The organism is Streptomyces sp. NP-1717, from assembly GCF_022695985.1.
Taxonomy (GTDB): Bacteria; Actinomycetota; Actinomycetes; order Streptomycetales; family Streptomycetaceae; genus Streptomyces.
The window spans coordinates 1-15,364 of record NZ_JAAPBF010000170.1 but is presented as its reverse complement, the minus strand read 5'-3'; the positions used below and the strand labels follow the sequence as shown (position 1 = coordinate 15,364).

The 15,364-nt window shown below is 72.6% G+C and carries 14 protein-coding genes; 5 read left to right on the top strand and 9 right to left on the bottom strand.

Going from position 1 to position 15,364, the window contains the following annotated elements:
* The 4 genes from GXP76_RS26415 to GXP76_RS26400 form a co-directional block, all read right to left on the bottom strand.
* A partial coding sequence (locus GXP76_RS26415) for an aspartate aminotransferase family protein (RefSeq protein WP_242574106.1) occupies positions 1-1,205 on the bottom strand: 1,205 nt, incomplete at its 3' end.
* Positions 1,202-2,671, bottom strand: a complete 1,470-nt coding sequence (locus GXP76_RS26410) for a diaminobutyrate--2-oxoglutarate transaminase (RefSeq protein ID WP_242574105.1) — start codon at positions 2,669-2,671, stop codon at positions 1,202-1,204. The genes GXP76_RS26410 and GXP76_RS26415, both read right to left, overlap by 4 nt.
* A gap of 38 nt (positions 2,672-2,709) precedes the next feature.
* Positions 2,710-3,954 carry an alanine racemase gene (locus tag GXP76_RS26405; RefSeq protein WP_242574104.1) on the bottom strand — a complete coding sequence of 415 codons (1,245 nt, stop codon included), beginning with the start codon at positions 3,952-3,954 and terminating at the stop codon, positions 2,710-2,712.
* A gap of 372 nt (positions 3,955-4,326) precedes the next feature.
* Entirely contained in the window at positions 4,327-4,716 is a 390-nt protein-coding gene (locus GXP76_RS26400) for a MerR family transcriptional regulator (RefSeq protein ID WP_242574103.1), read from the bottom strand.
* A gap of 81 nt (positions 4,717-4,797) precedes the next feature.
* Here GXP76_RS26400 and GXP76_RS26395 point away from each other — a divergent pair, with 81 nt between their 5' ends.
* Together GXP76_RS26395 and GXP76_RS26390 are read left to right on the top strand one after the other, a co-directional pair.
* Complete coding sequence (locus tag GXP76_RS26395) at positions 4,798-5,685, top strand: NAD(P)-dependent oxidoreductase (protein WP_242574102.1); 888 nt, start codon at positions 4,798-4,800, stop codon at positions 5,683-5,685.
* A 30-nt stretch (positions 5,686-5,715) separates the two neighbouring features.
* A complete protein-coding gene (locus tag GXP76_RS26390; protein ID WP_242574101.1) occupies positions 5,716-6,174 on the top strand; it encodes a PPOX class F420-dependent oxidoreductase in 459 nt (152 codons plus the stop codon).
* Positions 6,175-6,212: 38 nt separating this feature from the next.
* Here the strand turns inward: GXP76_RS26390 and GXP76_RS26385 are convergent, their stop codons facing one another.
* From GXP76_RS26385 to GXP76_RS26375, 3 genes are all read right to left on the bottom strand, one after another.
* Positions 6,213-6,596 (bottom strand): peptidase inhibitor family I36 protein, encoded by a 384-nt coding sequence (locus GXP76_RS26385; RefSeq protein ID WP_242574100.1) that lies wholly within the window; start codon positions 6,594-6,596, stop codon positions 6,213-6,215.
* 226 nt (positions 6,597-6,822) lie between these two features.
* Positions 6,823-7,500: a hypothetical protein gene (locus tag GXP76_RS26380; RefSeq protein ID WP_242574099.1), complete on the bottom strand. Its 678-nt coding sequence runs from the start codon at positions 7,498-7,500 to the stop codon at positions 6,823-6,825.
* A 382-nt stretch (positions 7,501-7,882) separates the two neighbouring features.
* Positions 7,883-8,338 (bottom strand): hypothetical protein, encoded by a 456-nt coding sequence (locus tag GXP76_RS26375; protein WP_242574098.1) that lies wholly within the window; start codon positions 8,336-8,338, stop codon positions 7,883-7,885.
* A gap of 42 nt (positions 8,339-8,380) precedes the next feature.
* Here GXP76_RS26375 and GXP76_RS26370 point away from each other — a divergent pair, with 42 nt between their 5' ends.
* From GXP76_RS26370 to GXP76_RS26360, 3 genes are read left to right on the top strand one after another with little or no spacing between them, the layout of a single operon-like run.
* Complete coding sequence (locus tag GXP76_RS26370; RefSeq protein ID WP_308354212.1) at positions 8,381-9,448, top strand: helix-turn-helix transcriptional regulator; 1,068 nt, start codon at positions 8,381-8,383, stop codon at positions 9,446-9,448.
* Positions 9,445-10,245: an SAM-dependent methyltransferase gene (locus GXP76_RS26365; protein WP_242574096.1), complete on the top strand. Its 801-nt coding sequence runs from the start codon at positions 9,445-9,447 to the stop codon at positions 10,243-10,245. The genes GXP76_RS26370 and GXP76_RS26365 overlap by 4 nt, the downstream gene beginning before the upstream one ends.
* 34 nt (positions 10,246-10,279) lie before the next feature.
* A complete protein-coding gene (locus GXP76_RS26360) occupies positions 10,280-10,708 on the top strand; it encodes a protein-tyrosine phosphatase family protein (protein WP_242574095.1) in 429 nt (142 codons plus the stop codon).
* A gap of 23 nt (positions 10,709-10,731) precedes the next feature.
* On the opposite strand, the gene GXP76_RS26355 is transcribed toward GXP76_RS26360, so the two are convergent.
* Both GXP76_RS26355 and GXP76_RS26350 read right to left on the bottom strand, forming a co-directional pair.
* Complete coding sequence (locus tag GXP76_RS26355) at positions 10,732-13,236, bottom strand: hypothetical protein (RefSeq protein ID WP_242574094.1); 2,505 nt, start codon at positions 13,234-13,236, stop codon at positions 10,732-10,734.
* A gap of 72 nt (positions 13,237-13,308) precedes the next feature.
* On the bottom strand, positions 13,309-15,207 hold the full coding sequence (locus tag GXP76_RS26350) for an AAA family ATPase (protein ID WP_374362619.1): 1,899 nt from the start codon (positions 15,205-15,207) through the stop codon (positions 13,309-13,311).
* Between the last annotated feature and the right edge of the window lie 157 nt (positions 15,208-15,364).

Below are 15,364 nucleotides of genomic sequence, written 5' to 3'. Positions count from 1 at the left end.
CGGCCCAGCGTCCGCAGCGTCACCGCGATCTTGAAGGCGTCCGCGCGGCGCGTCGTCCGCAGGGAGAGACCGAGCAGGCTCGGATACCCCGCCTCCTCGTCGTCCGCCGGGTTCAGATAGACCGCGCGGCGGGCGAGCGAGGCGTACGTCTCCGACTTCCGCACCAGGAAGACCCCGGCGGCGGCCGGCTGCCAGCCCAGCTTGTGCCAGTCCAGGGAGACGGAGTCGGCCAGTTCGATGCCGTCCAGCAGCGGCGCCAGCCGGTCGGACAGCAGCGCGCCGCCGCCGTACGCGGCGTCCACGTGCAGCCACGCCCCGTACTCCGCCGCCAGCTCCGCGCACTCCCGCAGCGGGTCGATCGCCCCCGTGTCCGTCGTGCCGGCGGTGGCGACGACCGCGACGGGCAGCTGCCCGCGCTCGACGCACTGCGCCAGCTTCGCGGCCAACGCGCCCGCCTTCATGCGCAGTCGGGAATCGACCTCGACCGGGATCACCGAGTCCTCGCCGAGCCCGAGCAGGGCCGCCGCCCGCTGCACCGAGAAGTGCGCGGCGGCGGACGCCAGGATCCTCGGCCGCGCCCCGGCCGGCGCCCCCGGGCCGACACCCGCGCCCGCTCTCGGCACTCCCGTCAGCTCGATCTGCCGGCCCGTAGCGGCACCCAGCACCCGGTCCCTGGCGAGCATCAGGCCCATCAGGTTGGACTCGGTGCCGCCCGAGGTGAGTACGCCCGCCGCCTCGGCGGGGTCGTACCCGAGCATGGCCGCCAGCTCCTGAAGGAGCAGTGTTTCCAGGGCGGTTGCCGCGGGGGCCTGGTCCCACGAGTCCTGGGACGGGTTCAGCGCGGACACCGCCAGGTCGGCGGCGACGGCAACGGCCAGCGGCGGGCAGTGCAGATGCGCTGCGCACGCGGGGTCGGCCGGGTCCGCGCTGCCGTGCGCGAGCAGTTCGGTGAGCCCGCCGAGCGCGGCGGACCCGCTCGCGGTGCGGAACGCCTCGGCGACGGCCGCCCCGGCCGCGTCCGGCGCACCGGCGGCGACCGGCCCGCCGCGCCGTGCCGCGCCCGCCGCGAGCGCGCCGAGCACGTCACGTACCAGCGGCTCCAGCGCCGCGGCTCCGCCCACCCCGCCCGACAGCTCCGTCCCGGTCGCCGGCCGGAGCGCTCGCAGTACGTCCTCGACGGCGGCGTCCAGCGCCTCCGCCGTCACGCCGCCCGCCCTGAGACGCCCGCGGACTTCGTCGCCGTCGCCGTCTTCGCCGCCTCGGCGATCGCCTCCGTCAGCCGTTCCAGTACGGACTCGGCCTCCTCGTCCGTGATCACCAGCGGTGGCAGCAGCCGCACCGTCGACCCGAACCGCCCGCCCAGCTCCAGGATCAACCCCCGCTCCAGACAGCCTTCCTGGACCCGCGCCGCGAGGCCGGGCGCCACCGGCCGGGACCCGCAGGAGTCCAACGGCCCGTCGGGGTCGACGATCTCGACGCCGATCATCAGCCCGCGCCCCCGTACGTCGCCGATCAGCGGCAGTTCGGACCGCAGCCCGTCCAGCCGCGCGGACATCCGGGCGCCGACCGTCGCCGCCCGCTCAGCCAGCCCCTCGCGCGTGACATGGCGCAGCGTCGCCGCGCCCGTCGCCATCGCCAGCGTGTTCCCCCGGAACGTGCCGGTGTGCGCGCCGGGCAGCCACCCGTCGTAGTCCCGGTCGTACACGATCACCGCCAGCGGCAGCCCGCCGCCGATCGCCTTCGACATCACCATGACGTCCGGCACGGCACCGCTGTGCTCGATCGCCCAGTACGCGCCGGTGCGGCCGACGCCGGTCTGCACCTCGTCCACGATCAGCGGGATACCGCGCTCGCGCGTCACGCGCCGCATCTCGCGCAGCCAGGAGTCCGGTGCGGGCACGGCCCCGCCCTCGCCCTGGACCACTTCGAGGATCATCGCCGCCGGCCGTACGACACCGCCCGACGGATCGTCCAGGAGCCGCTCGGTGTACGTCGCCGCCAGCTCCGCGCCGCGCTCGCCGCCGACGCCGAAGGGGCAGCGGTACGCGTACGGGTAGGGCAGCCGGGTCACCTCACCGCCCGCCGCGCCAGCGCCCGGCACCGGCTCCTTGACGGCCACACTGCCCGTCGCGGCCAGCGCGCCCGCCGTCATCCCGTGGTACGCGCCGGTGAACGCGAGCACCCCGCGCCGCCCCGTCGCCGTCTGCGTCAGCTTCAGCGCCGCCTCGACGGCGTCCGTCCCGGCGGGCCCGCAGAAGTGGACGCGGGCGCGGTCGGCGAACGCCGGAGGCAGCGTCTCGAACAGCGCGTCGGTGAAGTCGTCCTTCTCCGGTGTCGCGAGGTCAAGCACGTGCAGCGGGGCCCCGCTGTCCAGGGTGCGCCGGAGTGCGTCGCGCACGACGGGGTGGTTGTGGCCGAGGGCGAGCGTTCCGGCGCCGGAGAGGCAGTCGAGATAGCGGCGGCCGTCGACGCCCTCGATCGTCATGCCGTGGGCACGGGCCGGGACGATCGGGAAGGAACGGGCGTACGTGCGCGCGGACGACTCCCTGGCGCGCTGCCGCTCCAGGATGGAGTGGGCGTCACCGGGGGCGCCGGCGTGGCCGGTGACGCCGGTGTCCGAGTCACCGGCGGGACGCCCGGAGGCGGACAGCGTGACAGCGGGAACGGTCATGGAACGGCTCCGGTGTATATGAGGGTGGAGGAGACGGCTCAGAGCAGCTGGCGCCCGGCGATCGGGTGCCCGAGGAAGGCGTGCATGGCGAACTCCCAGCCGTAGGAACCCGCGTTGGGGAAGACGACGAGATCACCCGCGCGCACCCGCTCGACGTGCACGTCGCGCAGCAGGGTGTCCTCGGGTGTGCACAGCTCGCCCACGACGGTGACACGCGTGTCTTCTGCGGCGGGCCTCGGACACTCCTCGCCCGCCTCCCAGGTGTCGACGGGCAGGACGGCGACGTTGTGCACGATGTCCCAGGAGGTAGGCAGCTGGAAGTGGTTGATTCCGCCGCGCAGTACGGCGAACCACTCGCCGTACGAGGCCTTGACGTCCGTGACCTCGGCCGCGTACCAGCCGCAGTCCGCGACCAGGAACCGGCCGGGCTCCAGCACGACCTTCACCCCTACGGGTGGCTCGACGAGGGCCGTGAGTTCACCGAAGCGGGCCATGTCGAAGGGCTCCTCGCCCTGGAACGCGACGCCTATGCCGCCGCCGATGTCGACGTGCCGCAGGTCGACGCCGGTGGCGGCGGCCGTACGGACGCTCCACTCGACGCACCAACGCAGGTACGCCGCATGGGAGTCGGCGTCGAGGTTGTTGGACGCGGCGTGGATGTGGAAGCCGACGACGTCGAGACCGGGGAGCTTGCCCGCGGCGGCGAGCACGTCCGGTACGTCGGGCTCGGCGACCCCGAACTGCGAGGGCGCGCCGCCCATGTGGAGTGAGCCGCTGATCGGGATGTCGGCCGGATTGACGCGCAGCGCGACCCGCGCGGTGACGCCTTCGGCGACGGCGATACGGCTGATCCGGTGGAGTTCGAGCAGGCTCTCGGCGTTGATCGCCTCGACGCGGGCGCGGACGAGCGCGGTGAGGACGGGTAGGGACTTGGCGGGCCCGGCGGCGACGACGGCGGGTACGTCCGTGAACTCGGCCGTTGTCAGGGCGAGTTCCAGCTCGCTGACGGAGGCGACCTCGAAGCCGTCGACGTGCGGGGCGAGGGCGCGGACGATGCCGGGGTACGAGTTGGCCTTCACCGCGTAGTAGACGGCAGCCCAGTCGGGCAGCGCGGCGCGCAGCTCCCGGGCGCGCGCGGCCGCGACCTCTCCGTCGTACACATACGCCGACACGGGTTCGGCGCCGCGCGTCATCTCCAGCAGTCGGCTGCGGACGGGGGCCGGCAGGACGTCCGCGGAGTGGGCGACGAGCGGCGCGGCGGATGGCGGGAACTGGACGGACACGGCGGTTTCAACCTCGGCTGGGGGGTGGGGAATCGAACCGGCCCGGGCGGGACCCCGTGCGGCGCCGGCCACGGCCGGTGGGCCGGCGCCCCGGCCGGGCGGCTCCGGGGCTCGTATCGGGCGCTGACATGGGGCCCTTCGGGTGAGGACAGAGCGGCCGACGCGGCGGCACACGCCGGGGGACCGGCCATTGACTTAGGCGAGCCTAACCTAAAGGCTTGCCGGGTAGATGCCAAAATGGCCCATGTGCGGGGATCGATTTCCGGACAGGGAGCGGGCGTTGCCTCGCGTCCGCGACCGGCCTGATCCCACACCCCGGAGCCGGGACCGGCGCCGGCGCGCACGCCGCCACCGGCACCCGCACCCGCGCGGTCATGCGTCGCATGCCCCGGACCGGACGTAGGGCGACACCTGGCGTTCGGTGGCGTCGATGAACTCCTGCAAGGTCCGGCGCGAGCGGAGAAGCGTGTCGATGTGGTCGTCCAGCCCTCGCTGGCGCGACCGGAGCATCTCCAGGACGTCGTCGCAGGGCAGGAGGTCGGGGCCCGCGCCGGTGGCGCAGGGCAGCAGGAACGCGATCTCCTCGGTCGAGAGCCCGGCTTCGAGGAGCCTCCTGATCTGCGTCACGGTCACGACCGCGTCGCTTCCGTACTCGCGGTAGCCGTTGGCACCGCGCTCCGGTTCGAGCAGTCCCTGGGCCTCGTAGTACCGCAACTGATGGGCGTGGACGCTCGTCCGCCGGCTCAGCTCCCCGATCAGCATGTCGGCTCCCCCTTGACCTTCATATCGGTATGAACGTTGAAGATTCTGTCACGCGCACCAAGCCATACCGAGGAGCGAAGAATGAATGCTGCTGCACCCGTGACCGTCCTGGGCCTGGGCCTGATGGGCCAGGCGCTGGCCGAGGCGTTCCTGCGCGAGGGCCACCCGACGACCGTGTGGAACCGCACGGCGTCCAGGGCCGAACCCCTCGTCGCCAAGGGCGCCGCGCTCGCGGACTCCGTCGCCGACGCCGTGGCCGCGAGCCCTCTCGTGATCGTCTGCGTCCTGGACTACGACGCCGTGCACGAACTGCTCGACCCGGTGGCCGGCACTCTCGACGGCCGGGTCCTGGTGAACCTGACGTCGGGCACGTCCGAGGGGGCCCGCGAGACGGCGCGCTGGGCGGCGGAGCACGGCGGCACGTATCTCGACGGCGCGATCCTGACCGACCCGGACGGCGTGGGCACGGCGGACGCCGTCATCCTCTACAGCGGACCGCGCGCGACCTTCGAGGCCCACGAGCCGACCCTCGGGCTCATCGGCGGGGGGACCACCCACCTCGGCGAGGACCACGGCCTGTCGTCGCTGTACGACGTGGCGGTGCTGGGCCTGATGTGGGGCGTCCTGAACAGCTTCCTCCAGGGCGCCGCCGTGCTCGGCGCGGCGGGGGTGGACGCCTCGACCTTCGCGCAACTCGCCACCAGGAGCGTCAAAATGGTGGCTGACTGGGTGCCCGGCTACGCGGAGCAGATCGACAAGGGCGTGTACCCGGCCGTCGACGCCACCCTGAACACCCATCTGGCCTCGATGGACCACCTCGTCCACGAGAGTGAATTCCTCGGCGTCAGCGCCGAGTTCCCCGAGTTCGTCCGGGCACTGGCGCGGCGTTCCGTGGCGAACGGCCACGGCGCCGAGGGATATGCGTCGATGATCGAACTCTTCCGCAAGCCCTCGGGTACGCGGGAATAGCCGACGTCCCGTCACGACTTGGAGCCGGACATGACCACCACACCATCCGAACCGAACACGCCCGCCGCGCCGTTCAACCCGCGCACACTCCTCGCGGAGAGCCGCCTCGGCGTCCTCGCCACCATCAAGTCGGACGGCCGCCCGCAGCTCTCCCCCGTCATGCCGTTCTACGACGAGGAGGCGGGCATCCTCTACGTGTCGATGACGGAGGGCCGCGCGAAGACGGCGAACCTGCGCCGCGACCCCCGGGCCGCCCTTGAGGTCACCAGCCCCGACGGCTGGTCCTGGGCGACGGCCGAGGGCCCGGTCACCCTCGTCGGCCCTGGCACCGACCCCGACGGCCGGGAGGTCGAGGCCCTGGTGGAGTACTACCGCCGCGCCTCCGGTGAACACCCGGACTGGGCCGAGTACCGCGCGGTGATGGTGGCCGACCGCCGGGTGCTGATGGCGATGACGGTGGACCACGTGTACGGCGCGAAGATCGCCTGACGCCGTTCCGCCGCGCGGGCCCGGTCAGGGCGGGGTGCTCAGCAGGCCCCCACCCACAGGGAGCTGATGTTGTCCTCCCGGTTGTACTGGACGGTGTCACCGCGCCAGTTCCCCACCGCCCACGTGGCGCCGTCGCGATTGATGTTGAGCCACGTGCAGAAGGTGTTGCCGGTCCTGTTCCACACCGAGGAGATCTTGTCGTTCAGCCGGAAGTCACGGAGGTCGTCGGACCCCGTCCGGAAGCGCGCCATGGCGCCCCATCCGCCCCTGTCCTCCCAGGCGCAGAACCACCCGACCGGGCAGTCCTGGTACGCGGTGACCGTCGCGGGGCCGTTCGCGGACGCCTGGGCGGTCGGCGCGGACGCCATCAGTGCGGCCGCGGCGAGTGCCAGTGCGGCGCAGAATCCTGTGAACCGTCGCATGAGGGAGTCGCCCTCCTTCGATCCGTGCAGTGCCGGGAGATCCGGCCGTTGCTCTGACCGGAGTTCTCTCCTCACCTCACGGCCAAGAACGCCGGGCGGTCGGCGCAGAGTTGTGTCCCGGGGGGCGCACGGGCGTGATCGGTGACGGGGTGACGGGCCCGCGAAGCGCCGCCGGCAGGGCGGTGCCGCGCCTCCGGGGCTGAGGGGCCCCCTGGAGGCGCGGCGGTCAGCGGCCCTGGTAGGACGCTCCGTCCGGCCGGGCCGGGCCGAGTACGGGTATCGCGCCCAGGACCTCGATCGGGATGACCGCGCCGGTGTCGGTGGCCTCCGGGCGGGTCAGGTGGACCGCCAGGTTCGCGATCTGCTGGGCGCGGTGCCCGCGGGCCTGGCGGGTCGTGCCCTCGGGGGAGCCGTACGTGATGACGTTGACGGTGATGTCCGAGCCGCGGCACTCGTGGACCAGGTGCCAGGCCAGGCTCATCAGGTCCGCGTGCGGGGCGCCGCCGGACAGGGCCGAGCCGCGGCCGAGGCCCTTCGTGGAGGCGATCAGGACGATCCGTCCGTGGCCCGCCTCGCGCATCCCGGGAAGTGTGCGGCCGATGATCGCGTTCGCGCGGGCCCGCGTCCCGGCCGCCGCCGAGTGGGCGGGCTCCCCGGCGTACCGGTCGTGGCGGTCGGCGTCCACGACGAGGACGTCCACGACTCCGTGCCCGGTCTCGAACTCCGAAACGGCGGCGTCCAGTTGCAGTCCGTCGCTCACGTCGCAGCGCACGTTGTACAGCTCGTCGGGCGGGGTTCCCCACTCGTACAGGAACCCGACCCAGTCGTCCTGGCGGGCGTAGGCGGCGGCGACGCACTCGGCGCTTCCGCTGGCGCCGCTGACGACCAGTACCGAACGGCTCACGTCTGCCACTCCCCCACCGTGCGTGACCGCGCGGTCGCGCACCGAAACCGGATCCGCGCTCGTCGGCCGGTACCAGGCCGTCCACCTGCGGGCGCGCGGAGGCCGCGGCAGACGGTGACCGGCGGCGAGGTTCGCCGTGTGCGAAGGGGGCGCCGCGTGTGCGGGGGGCGCCGCATGTGCCGGGGGCGGTTGCCCGACGGAGGATCTGCTCGCGTGGCGTGCTCCGGTGTGCGCCGCGGTGGTCTCACGCATGGGCTCCCACGTGGGGTCATCGGATGCGGCACCCCTCAGTGCGTCCACAGCAGCCTCTCCAAGACGGGGTGGTCGGTTCGGCCCGTCGGGCCGTGCTCGTCGGGCGGTGGTCCGGGAGTCGGCCGGCGCCTCACGGCCGCGCGCCGACGCGGGGCACCTCGGCCGGAAGGGTGGCCGAGGCCGCCCAACTGCCCTGCTGCGCGACGACGCTGACCTGGGTCCCGCACCGCTGCGTCAGAACGGCGGCCAGCCGCGAGCTGTCCTCGTCCGGTCCGGTGTGCTCGCCGTCGGCCGGCTCGGCGGGGCGGCCCTGGTGCGGCACCGTCGCCGACTCGGCGGGCGTGTCCAGGATCGTGACGCTCACTCTTATGGCGACGGCGTCGTCCTGGAGCCCGGGACGCTTCGTCACACCGAGGTAGTAACCGCTGACGCCCACGACACTGATGGCGTGCCGGGCCAGATGGACGGCGATCTCCTCGCAGGCGGCGATCTTCGCCGACGGCCAGCCGAGACCGGCCAGCTCCTTGCGGACGATACGGCGCGCGACCTGGATCTGCTCCGGTACGGCCGGTAGTGAGACGTGCATGGCATCGGTTCTCCGTGACCCCCCGCCCTGTCACGCCTTCCGGTGTGTCCAGCGGGGTCGGTTCCCGAACCCTGCGCGGCGGTCTGGGGGGTACCGCGTAGGGGAACTCCAGACCCCACCATATCCACCTCACCCCACACTCTGCAACGTGACAGAGTTCGGTCGGCGGGTATCGTGGACCGCGCCGAACGGAGAGGAAGAAGACCCTCGCCACCCGCGGACGCGAGGAGGGGCCCGGTGAGTCAGCCACGATCCGGCCCCACAGTCGCTTTGCGGTGTTTCGGGGCGGATCTGCGCCGGCGGCGCGAGGCGGCGGGCATGACGCTGCAGAGCGTCGCCGACAAGATCAAGAAGGACCGGGCGACACCGGCGCGGTGGGAGAACGCGGAGACGGTGCCGAACCCCCGCATGGTCGATGTACTGCTCGACCTCTACCAGACGCCGCCCGACGAGCGGACCGAGGTCCTGCGCGCGCTGGCGGAGGCGAAGAAGCCCGGCTGGTGGCACCCCTGGCGCGAGGTCGCCGAGGTCGGTGTCATCGACCTGGAATCCGCGGCGACCAGCATCCGCTCCTACGCGCCCGGCGTGCTGCCGGACCTGCTCCAGACCACGGAGTACGCGGAAGCCCTGATGAGTCTGCGCAACCCGTACGAGGACCCCGCCGTACGCCGTCTGCGGCTGGAGCTGCTGGAGGCCCGCAAGGAGCACACCATCGGCGACGGGAAGGGCGACGACCGGGCCAGCCTGTGGGTGCTGCTGGAGGAGGCCACACTGCGGCGCCGTGTGGGCGGTCCCGGGGTGATGGCCCGTCAACTCGACTACCTTGAAACCCGTATCGCCGACGTACGTTCTTCGGTGGCCATCCAGGTCATTCCGCCGCGCGTACCGCATCCCCTGGCCATCAGCCTCTGTGGCCACCTGGAGATTCTCCGCTTCAAGGAGTTCGGGATGGGGGAGAGGCTGATCCAGATCGGCCTCCATCCGTCCATGACGCTCATCACCGACGACTCCGACGCAGTTGAGAACTACCGAATGGCGGTGGACGTGACCAGCGGGTTCGCACCGCCCCGTTTCACTCCCCTGCCCCTGACGAGTAAGGACTTCGGATGAGCGACTCCGTACGCCCCGGAACCAATGTGATGCCCACCGTCCCCAACTCCGCGCGGATCTGGAACTACGCGCAGGGCGGCCAGGACAACTACCAGGTCGACCGGGAACTCGGCGACGTGATGATGGGCGACTTCCCGGAGATCAAGACGGCGGCCATGGAGTCGCGGGCCTTCCAGGAGCGGGTGGCGGACCACGTGGTCCGGGAGTTCGGCATCCGCCAGCTCCTGGACCTGGGCACGGGCATCCCGACCGGCAGCGGCACCCACGGCATGGCGCAGAGAGTGGCCCCGGAGTCCCGCGTCGTCTACGTCGACAACGACCCGGTCGTCCTGAACCACGCGAGTGCGCTGAGAAGTTCGCCCGAGGGCAAGATCCACTACTTCCAGCAGGACTTCCGTGACGTGGAGGCCGTGCTGGAGGGTGTGTCGACGACCCTGAACCTGGACGAGCCGGTCGCCCTGCTGGTGCTCTCCACGCTCGGCCACTTCCCGCCCGCCGAGGCGGCCGACCTCGTCGCGCGGTACACGAGCCGCTTCGCCTCCGGCTCCTACCTCGCGGTGTGCGACACGATCGAGACGCCCGGCGTGCTCAGGATGCAGGAGCACTACGTACAGGCCGACCCCGAGGGCGCCTATCTCGCCCGCACGCCCGAGCAGATCGCCGACTGCGCGCGCGGACTGACGCTGCTCCCGCCGGGACTGCGCCCGCTGCCGGAACTGGTCCTGCCGGCCGGGACCACCGCCCCCGCCGGGGCCGAGGACTGCGTGCAGTGGGGATTCCTCGCGGTCAAACCGTAGGACGGGAGCGGCGAGCCCGGCTAACGTCGAATCCGTGATCACTACTTGGGAGCCCACCGCGGCGGGTGTGCTGCGACTGCCCTCCGGCCGGCTCGTCCGCGGGCGGGGGCTCCGGCACCCCCTCCCGGCGGGGCCGCAGCCCGCCTTCGCGCTCTACCTGCTCGGCAAGGAACCGCCCGCCGTCGAGTGGACGGCACGCTGGGTCCGCTGGCCGGACTTCCGCCTGCCGGCCGACCGGGCCGGGGCGGCTCAGGCACTGCGCGAGGCGCTGGACCGGGCCGGGGACGAACGCGTCGAGATCGCCTGCGGCGGCGGCCGGGGGCGTACGGGCACGGCCCTGGCCTGTCTCGCCGTCCTGGACGGCGTGCCGAACGCGGAGGCCGTCGCCTACGTACGCGAGCACTACTCACGCCACGCGGTCGAGACACCCTGGCAGAAGCGCTACGTGTCCCGCTTCGCGTAGCCGCCGGACCGGCCCCGGGCCTCTCAGCTCACCACCGCTCCCGACGCCAGCAGCAGGTCCGGCAGCGTGCCCTCGAAGTCCGGGGCCAGCCGGAGCGCGAGCGCCCAGCCCTCCGGATCGTCCGAGAGGTGCTCGGTGGCGAGCGCGGCGACCGCGCGGCGGGCGGACCGTACCTCCTCGGTCCCGGGCGAGTCGCCCGGCGCCAGCGCCCTTGACAGGAAGGCGATGGTCGCCTGGGCCGGGAAGCCGGTCCGGACCACTTCGTCCAAGGTGACCTGCCCGAGTGCGTGCGCCTTCTCCAGCCAGCGGCATCCGCCGTTGTCCAGCCGCAGAGGAAGCTTCTTCAGCATGTCGGGCCCCGTGGGCGGCCGCACCCCCCGGCGCGGCCGGTAGTGCGGGTGCGACAGACGCAGAGCGGCCCCGGCCGACTCCTCGGCGAGCGCCGCCGGGCAGCCGTCCAGCCCGGCCAGACGGACGAGGACCCGGTCGTGCAGGGGTTTCGCGCCGTGGGCCGCCACCAGTTCGTCCCACGGCAGCGGCCCCGGTCCGACCTCCTCGTCGAAGAGTTCGACGGCCTTCGCCAGGTCGTCCTTCTCGACACCCGCCCCCTTCTCGGACAGGAAGTCCGCCCGCCCCGCCGGACCGGCGGCGGCCTCGTACGCGGCGCGCAGCAGGGCCAGTCCCTCCGGTTCCGCCTCAGCGTCCACCGCAGCCCGTCCCGCCTCCAGGGTCGGCGGCGACAGCGGATGCCTGGGCTGCGGATTGCGCCCCGGGAAGTGGGTCTCGTCCAGCAACGCCCGTACCTCGTCCGGGCCGTGGCGCTCCCAGAGCCGTACCAGCATGCGCAGTTCCAGCGCGGGCGTGTGGATCTTCACCCGGGGGCTGCCCAGCAGGATGCGGCACGGAACCGGGTCGCCCGAGTCCGCGCACGCCAGCAGCCAGGGCCGCCGCGCGCTCTCCTCCAGTCCCTGGACCAGGGTCTTCGTCAGCGGGATCCGGTCGGCGTCCGGGGTGTCGACGGACTCTCCGTCCCGCCAGCGCCGGCCGGAGAGCACATGGCGGCGCTGGGCGGGGGTGAGATCGGTGTTGAGGAAGAGCGCGGCGTTGATCTCGGACTCGTTGTACGGGATCAGCTCCTCGATCACCTCCGGCGGGGTCTGCCAGCTCGACGCGATGCCGGCGAGGACGGACGCGCCCCTCGACCGGACTATGTGCGCGCGCAGTTCGGGAGACGGCCGGTGCCAGAGCAGCAGATGCTGAATGGCGCGCAGGTCCAGGTGCGCGACGAGCGCACACTGCGTGTCGTGGTCCGCCGCGTCGTACAGATGCAGCCATGCCGCGCGCCCGATCGATCCCCCACGGCTGGGGAATTCGGGCCCCACCGGCTTCGGCCACGGCTTGCCCCGGTGCTTCCCCTCCTCGGCGAGCGCGGCGTCGACGAGCTCGGTGACGGTGCCCGAGAACCGCGGGAGCAGCGAGTACACCGCGCGCCAGGGCGCGAAGTCCGAACCCAGCCGGGCCACTTGGGCGGCCAGGGCGGTCCGCGCCTCCGCGTGGTCGTGCGGCAGGGCGCACAGGATGTTGCGGGCCGGGCCCGTCTCCCCCAGGACACGCTCGGCCGGGAAGGCGCCCGCGAGCAGACCCCGGCCGAGGAGTTTGGACAGGGCGTGGTTCTCGAGCCTGCCGAAAGCCGGGCTCGCCACCATCGACCAGTGGACGGCGCCCTCGGGCAGCGTGCTGTTCCAGCGGGCCTCGAAGGCGGCGAGGGCCAGTTCCTCCGGGCAGTCCGGGTGGGACCACAGGGTCACCAGTGCCGAGGGGAGGAACGGCTCGGCGCGGTGTTCCTTGACCAGGACGTCCCAGTCCAGGGCCCCCGGTGTCCCCGGAGCCCCCGGCAGCTCCGTCGTGCCGCGGAAATCCCTGTCCCTGAAGTCCCCGATCAGTTCCTTCGTCGACTGCGGGTGGCGTTCCCACGAGCGCCGGTCCTTCAGGGGGGTGGTGCTCGGCGGGGTCATCCGGGGCCCGGAGCCCGCGCCCCTGCCGGAGCCGGCCTTGCCGTCGAGGACGCTCCGCGCGTGCGCCACCAGTTCGGGGAACGGGGCCAGCAGGGCAGGCTCCAGCAGTTCCCGGCGCCGTGACGACAGCAGCTTCGCCGGCAGACCGTCCTCCGACCGCCAGCCGGGGTCACCGGCCGTGGCCACCGCGCCCTCCCACACCGCGGCGCGCTGGGCGGGCGTACGGTCCCACTCCTGCCCGCCGTAGAGAGCCCTGGCCAGCGCGGGATCACCCAGAGCGGCCAGCCGGTCGAACACGACACCGCGGTGCCTGGCGGACGAGAGGAGCGCGCCGAGCAGCTCCGGGTCCCGCGACCCGATCACCTCGTCCAGCAGGTGCGGCGGCACGACGGCGGTTTCGCTGCCCAGCAGCGCCACCGTCTCCTCCCGGACGCGCGGTACCAGCGCACGGGTGAGTTCCCGGTCGGCGAGGGCGTAGGCGGCGGAGACGACGGTGTGTTCGGCGAGGCGCATCGGGACTCTCTCAGGCTGTCGGGCGGTGGAGTGCTGTGGTGGGGCGGCGGCCCGGGGGCACCGGGGCCGGGCTCAGGACGACGCCGCCAGCACCTTCATCCGGGCGAGCACGCCCACCCAGTAGCTCTGCCGGGCCGGCGTCTGCCCGACGAGATGCGTGGCGCGCAGCTTCGGCGGCATATGGCGCAGCAGCCGTGCCACGACCTCGCTGTGCCGCTTGAGCTGGGACAGTTCGGCGTTGGCCAGCACCCGGTGCACCACGTCGGTGTCGTTCGTCCCCTCCGACGAGACCTCCGAGGCGACGGCGAGACGCTTCTCCCAGAGGTCGACGTCCCGGACCAACTCCCGGAAGCCGAGCGCCACTTCCTGCCCGATCCCGGCCAGCCTGGCTTCGAGTCCGGTCAGCGGCACCGGGGCGAACTCCCCCTCGCCGAGATAGATCAGGCCCGACATCAGCGGCTGGCCGGCCAGATGCAGTTTGATCAGCCGCTCCAGCGTCCGCTTGGTGATCCAGTCGCGGGCCTCGTCGTCGATGTCGTTCTTCCACCATTCGAGGACGGTCTCGGCCACCTCGCCGTACGCCGCGATGAGCCATTCGTTGGCCGGGATGTCCTCGGGCCGTACCTCGTAGCTGACCGTGAAGCGGCTGGCCTGCGCCACGTTGTTCCTGCTGACCTGGAGCTTTCTGCCCAGGTGGTACGGAGGGTTCTGGAGCGCGATCTGCGCGCGCAGGCCCTCCACCGGCCGCCCGGCCAGCGTCCACTCCTGGGTGATCTCCATCAGCTTGGCGAAGGCGGCCTTGTCCTTGGGCCGGTTGTACTCGTCCCAGACGATCACCTTCTCGCCGGGCCCCGAGAGCGCCCTGGTCAGCAGGGTGTCCAGCCGCCCGTCCGGGGTGGGCACCGGCACGCACAGATCCTCGACGTTGGTCACCGGGAGCGAGAAGTAGACCGGCTCCGCGCCGAGTTCGTCCCGTACGACACTCTTGGTGATCTCCGTCTTTCCGCAGCCGGGCGGCCCTTGCAGCAGCACCGCCCAGTTCTCCCGCAGCGCGGTGCGCAGGATGCGGCGTACGGGATCGGCCACGGTCACCGGGTTGGCCGCGCCCACGGCGGTCGCGACCGCGTCGAGGATCTCCGCCGTACGGTCGGTGCCCTCCGTACCGTCCTTCCGGGTGTCCCGCAGCCGCATCCGCACCCCGCCGACCAGCGGCAGCCCCCAGCTCAGCGGCAGACCGGCGAGGGCGCAGTCGAGCACGTGCTCCAGGGTGCGCGGGGAGAACAGGGCGCGCAGCCGGGGCGTCAGCCCGCTCCAGAGCCGGAAGACGTCGCCGAGGTCCCGGTCGGGGTAGCGCGCGGCGAGTGAGTGGCGCCAGGCCGTGTCGTTCGCCGTGAGGCGCAGGGTGACCATGCGGTCGAGCACCGCGAGGTCACCGCGCGCGGAACTGGTCTCGGTCGGCGACTCGTTGTCGGAGAGGAAGACGCCGACGCAGCCGAGGGCCCGCAGGTCGTGTTCGCCGAGGGTCCAGTTGCAGGCGATCTGCATGAGCTGGGACTGGATCGTCTCACCGGCCTGCAGCGAGTCGTCGATCAGCAGCACGAAGGGCTCACCGGGGGTGAGCTGGCGCATGATCAGCTGTGTGAGGACCAGCTCGCCCGTCTTCTCGTCCCGTACCGGCGCGTTCATCAGGAGGTCGTCGGGCGTGAGGTTGGCAGCCGGGACGAGGACGACGCGCGTGCCGGGGTGTGCCCGCGGTATGTGGCTGAGGAAGGTGGACGTCTTGCCGATGCCGTGCTCGCCGAAGACCTGGCCGGTCTGGCCCATGGCGATCATGGCGTCGATGAACTCGGCGAGCCGCCCGCCCGGTTGGCGTCCGGCGGGCCGCTCGGGGTAGGTGGCGGTGACGGGCCAGTCCGCGGCGCAGTGGGCGGAGTCGGAGACGCCGGCGGGGCCGGGCTCGGTCTTGATCACGGTGATGGGATCCAGTCCTCGTGCGTGCGTGCGTCGAATACGCGATGGTGTCGGGGTGGCCGGGCGCGCGCGGGCGCGCACCGCCGTACAGAGGAGAGTCCCGCTGCAGGGCCTCCCGCGCCGTCGTTTCAGCTGTCGCCCGTCGTGACGCGGTGGC

Coding starts and splice junctions, on each gene's coding strand:
- GXP76_RS26410 (WP_242574105.1), bottom strand. CDS start 2,671: ATGACCGTTCCCGCTGTCACGCTGTCCGCCTCCGGGCGTCCCGCCGGT.
- GXP76_RS26400 (WP_242574103.1), bottom strand. CDS start 4,716: ATGCTGATCGGGGAGCTGAGCCGGCGGACGAGCGTCCACGCCCATCAG.
- GXP76_RS26395 (WP_242574102.1), top strand. CDS start 4,798: ATGAATGCTGCTGCACCCGTGACCGTCCTGGGCCTGGGCCTGATGGGC.
- GXP76_RS26390 (WP_242574101.1), top strand. CDS start 5,716: ATGACCACCACACCATCCGAACCGAACACGCCCGCCGCGCCGTTCAAC.
- GXP76_RS26385 (WP_242574100.1), bottom strand. CDS start 6,596: ATGCGACGGTTCACAGGATTCTGCGCCGCACTGGCACTCGCCGCGGCC.
- GXP76_RS26375 (WP_242574098.1), bottom strand. CDS start 8,338: ATGCACGTCTCACTACCGGCCGTACCGGAGCAGATCCAGGTCGCGCGC.
- GXP76_RS26365 (WP_242574096.1), top strand. CDS start 9,445: ATGAGCGACTCCGTACGCCCCGGAACCAATGTGATGCCCACCGTCCCC.
- GXP76_RS26355 (WP_242574094.1), bottom strand. CDS start 13,236: ATGCGCCTCGCCGAACACACCGTCGTCTCCGCCGCCTACGCCCTCGCC.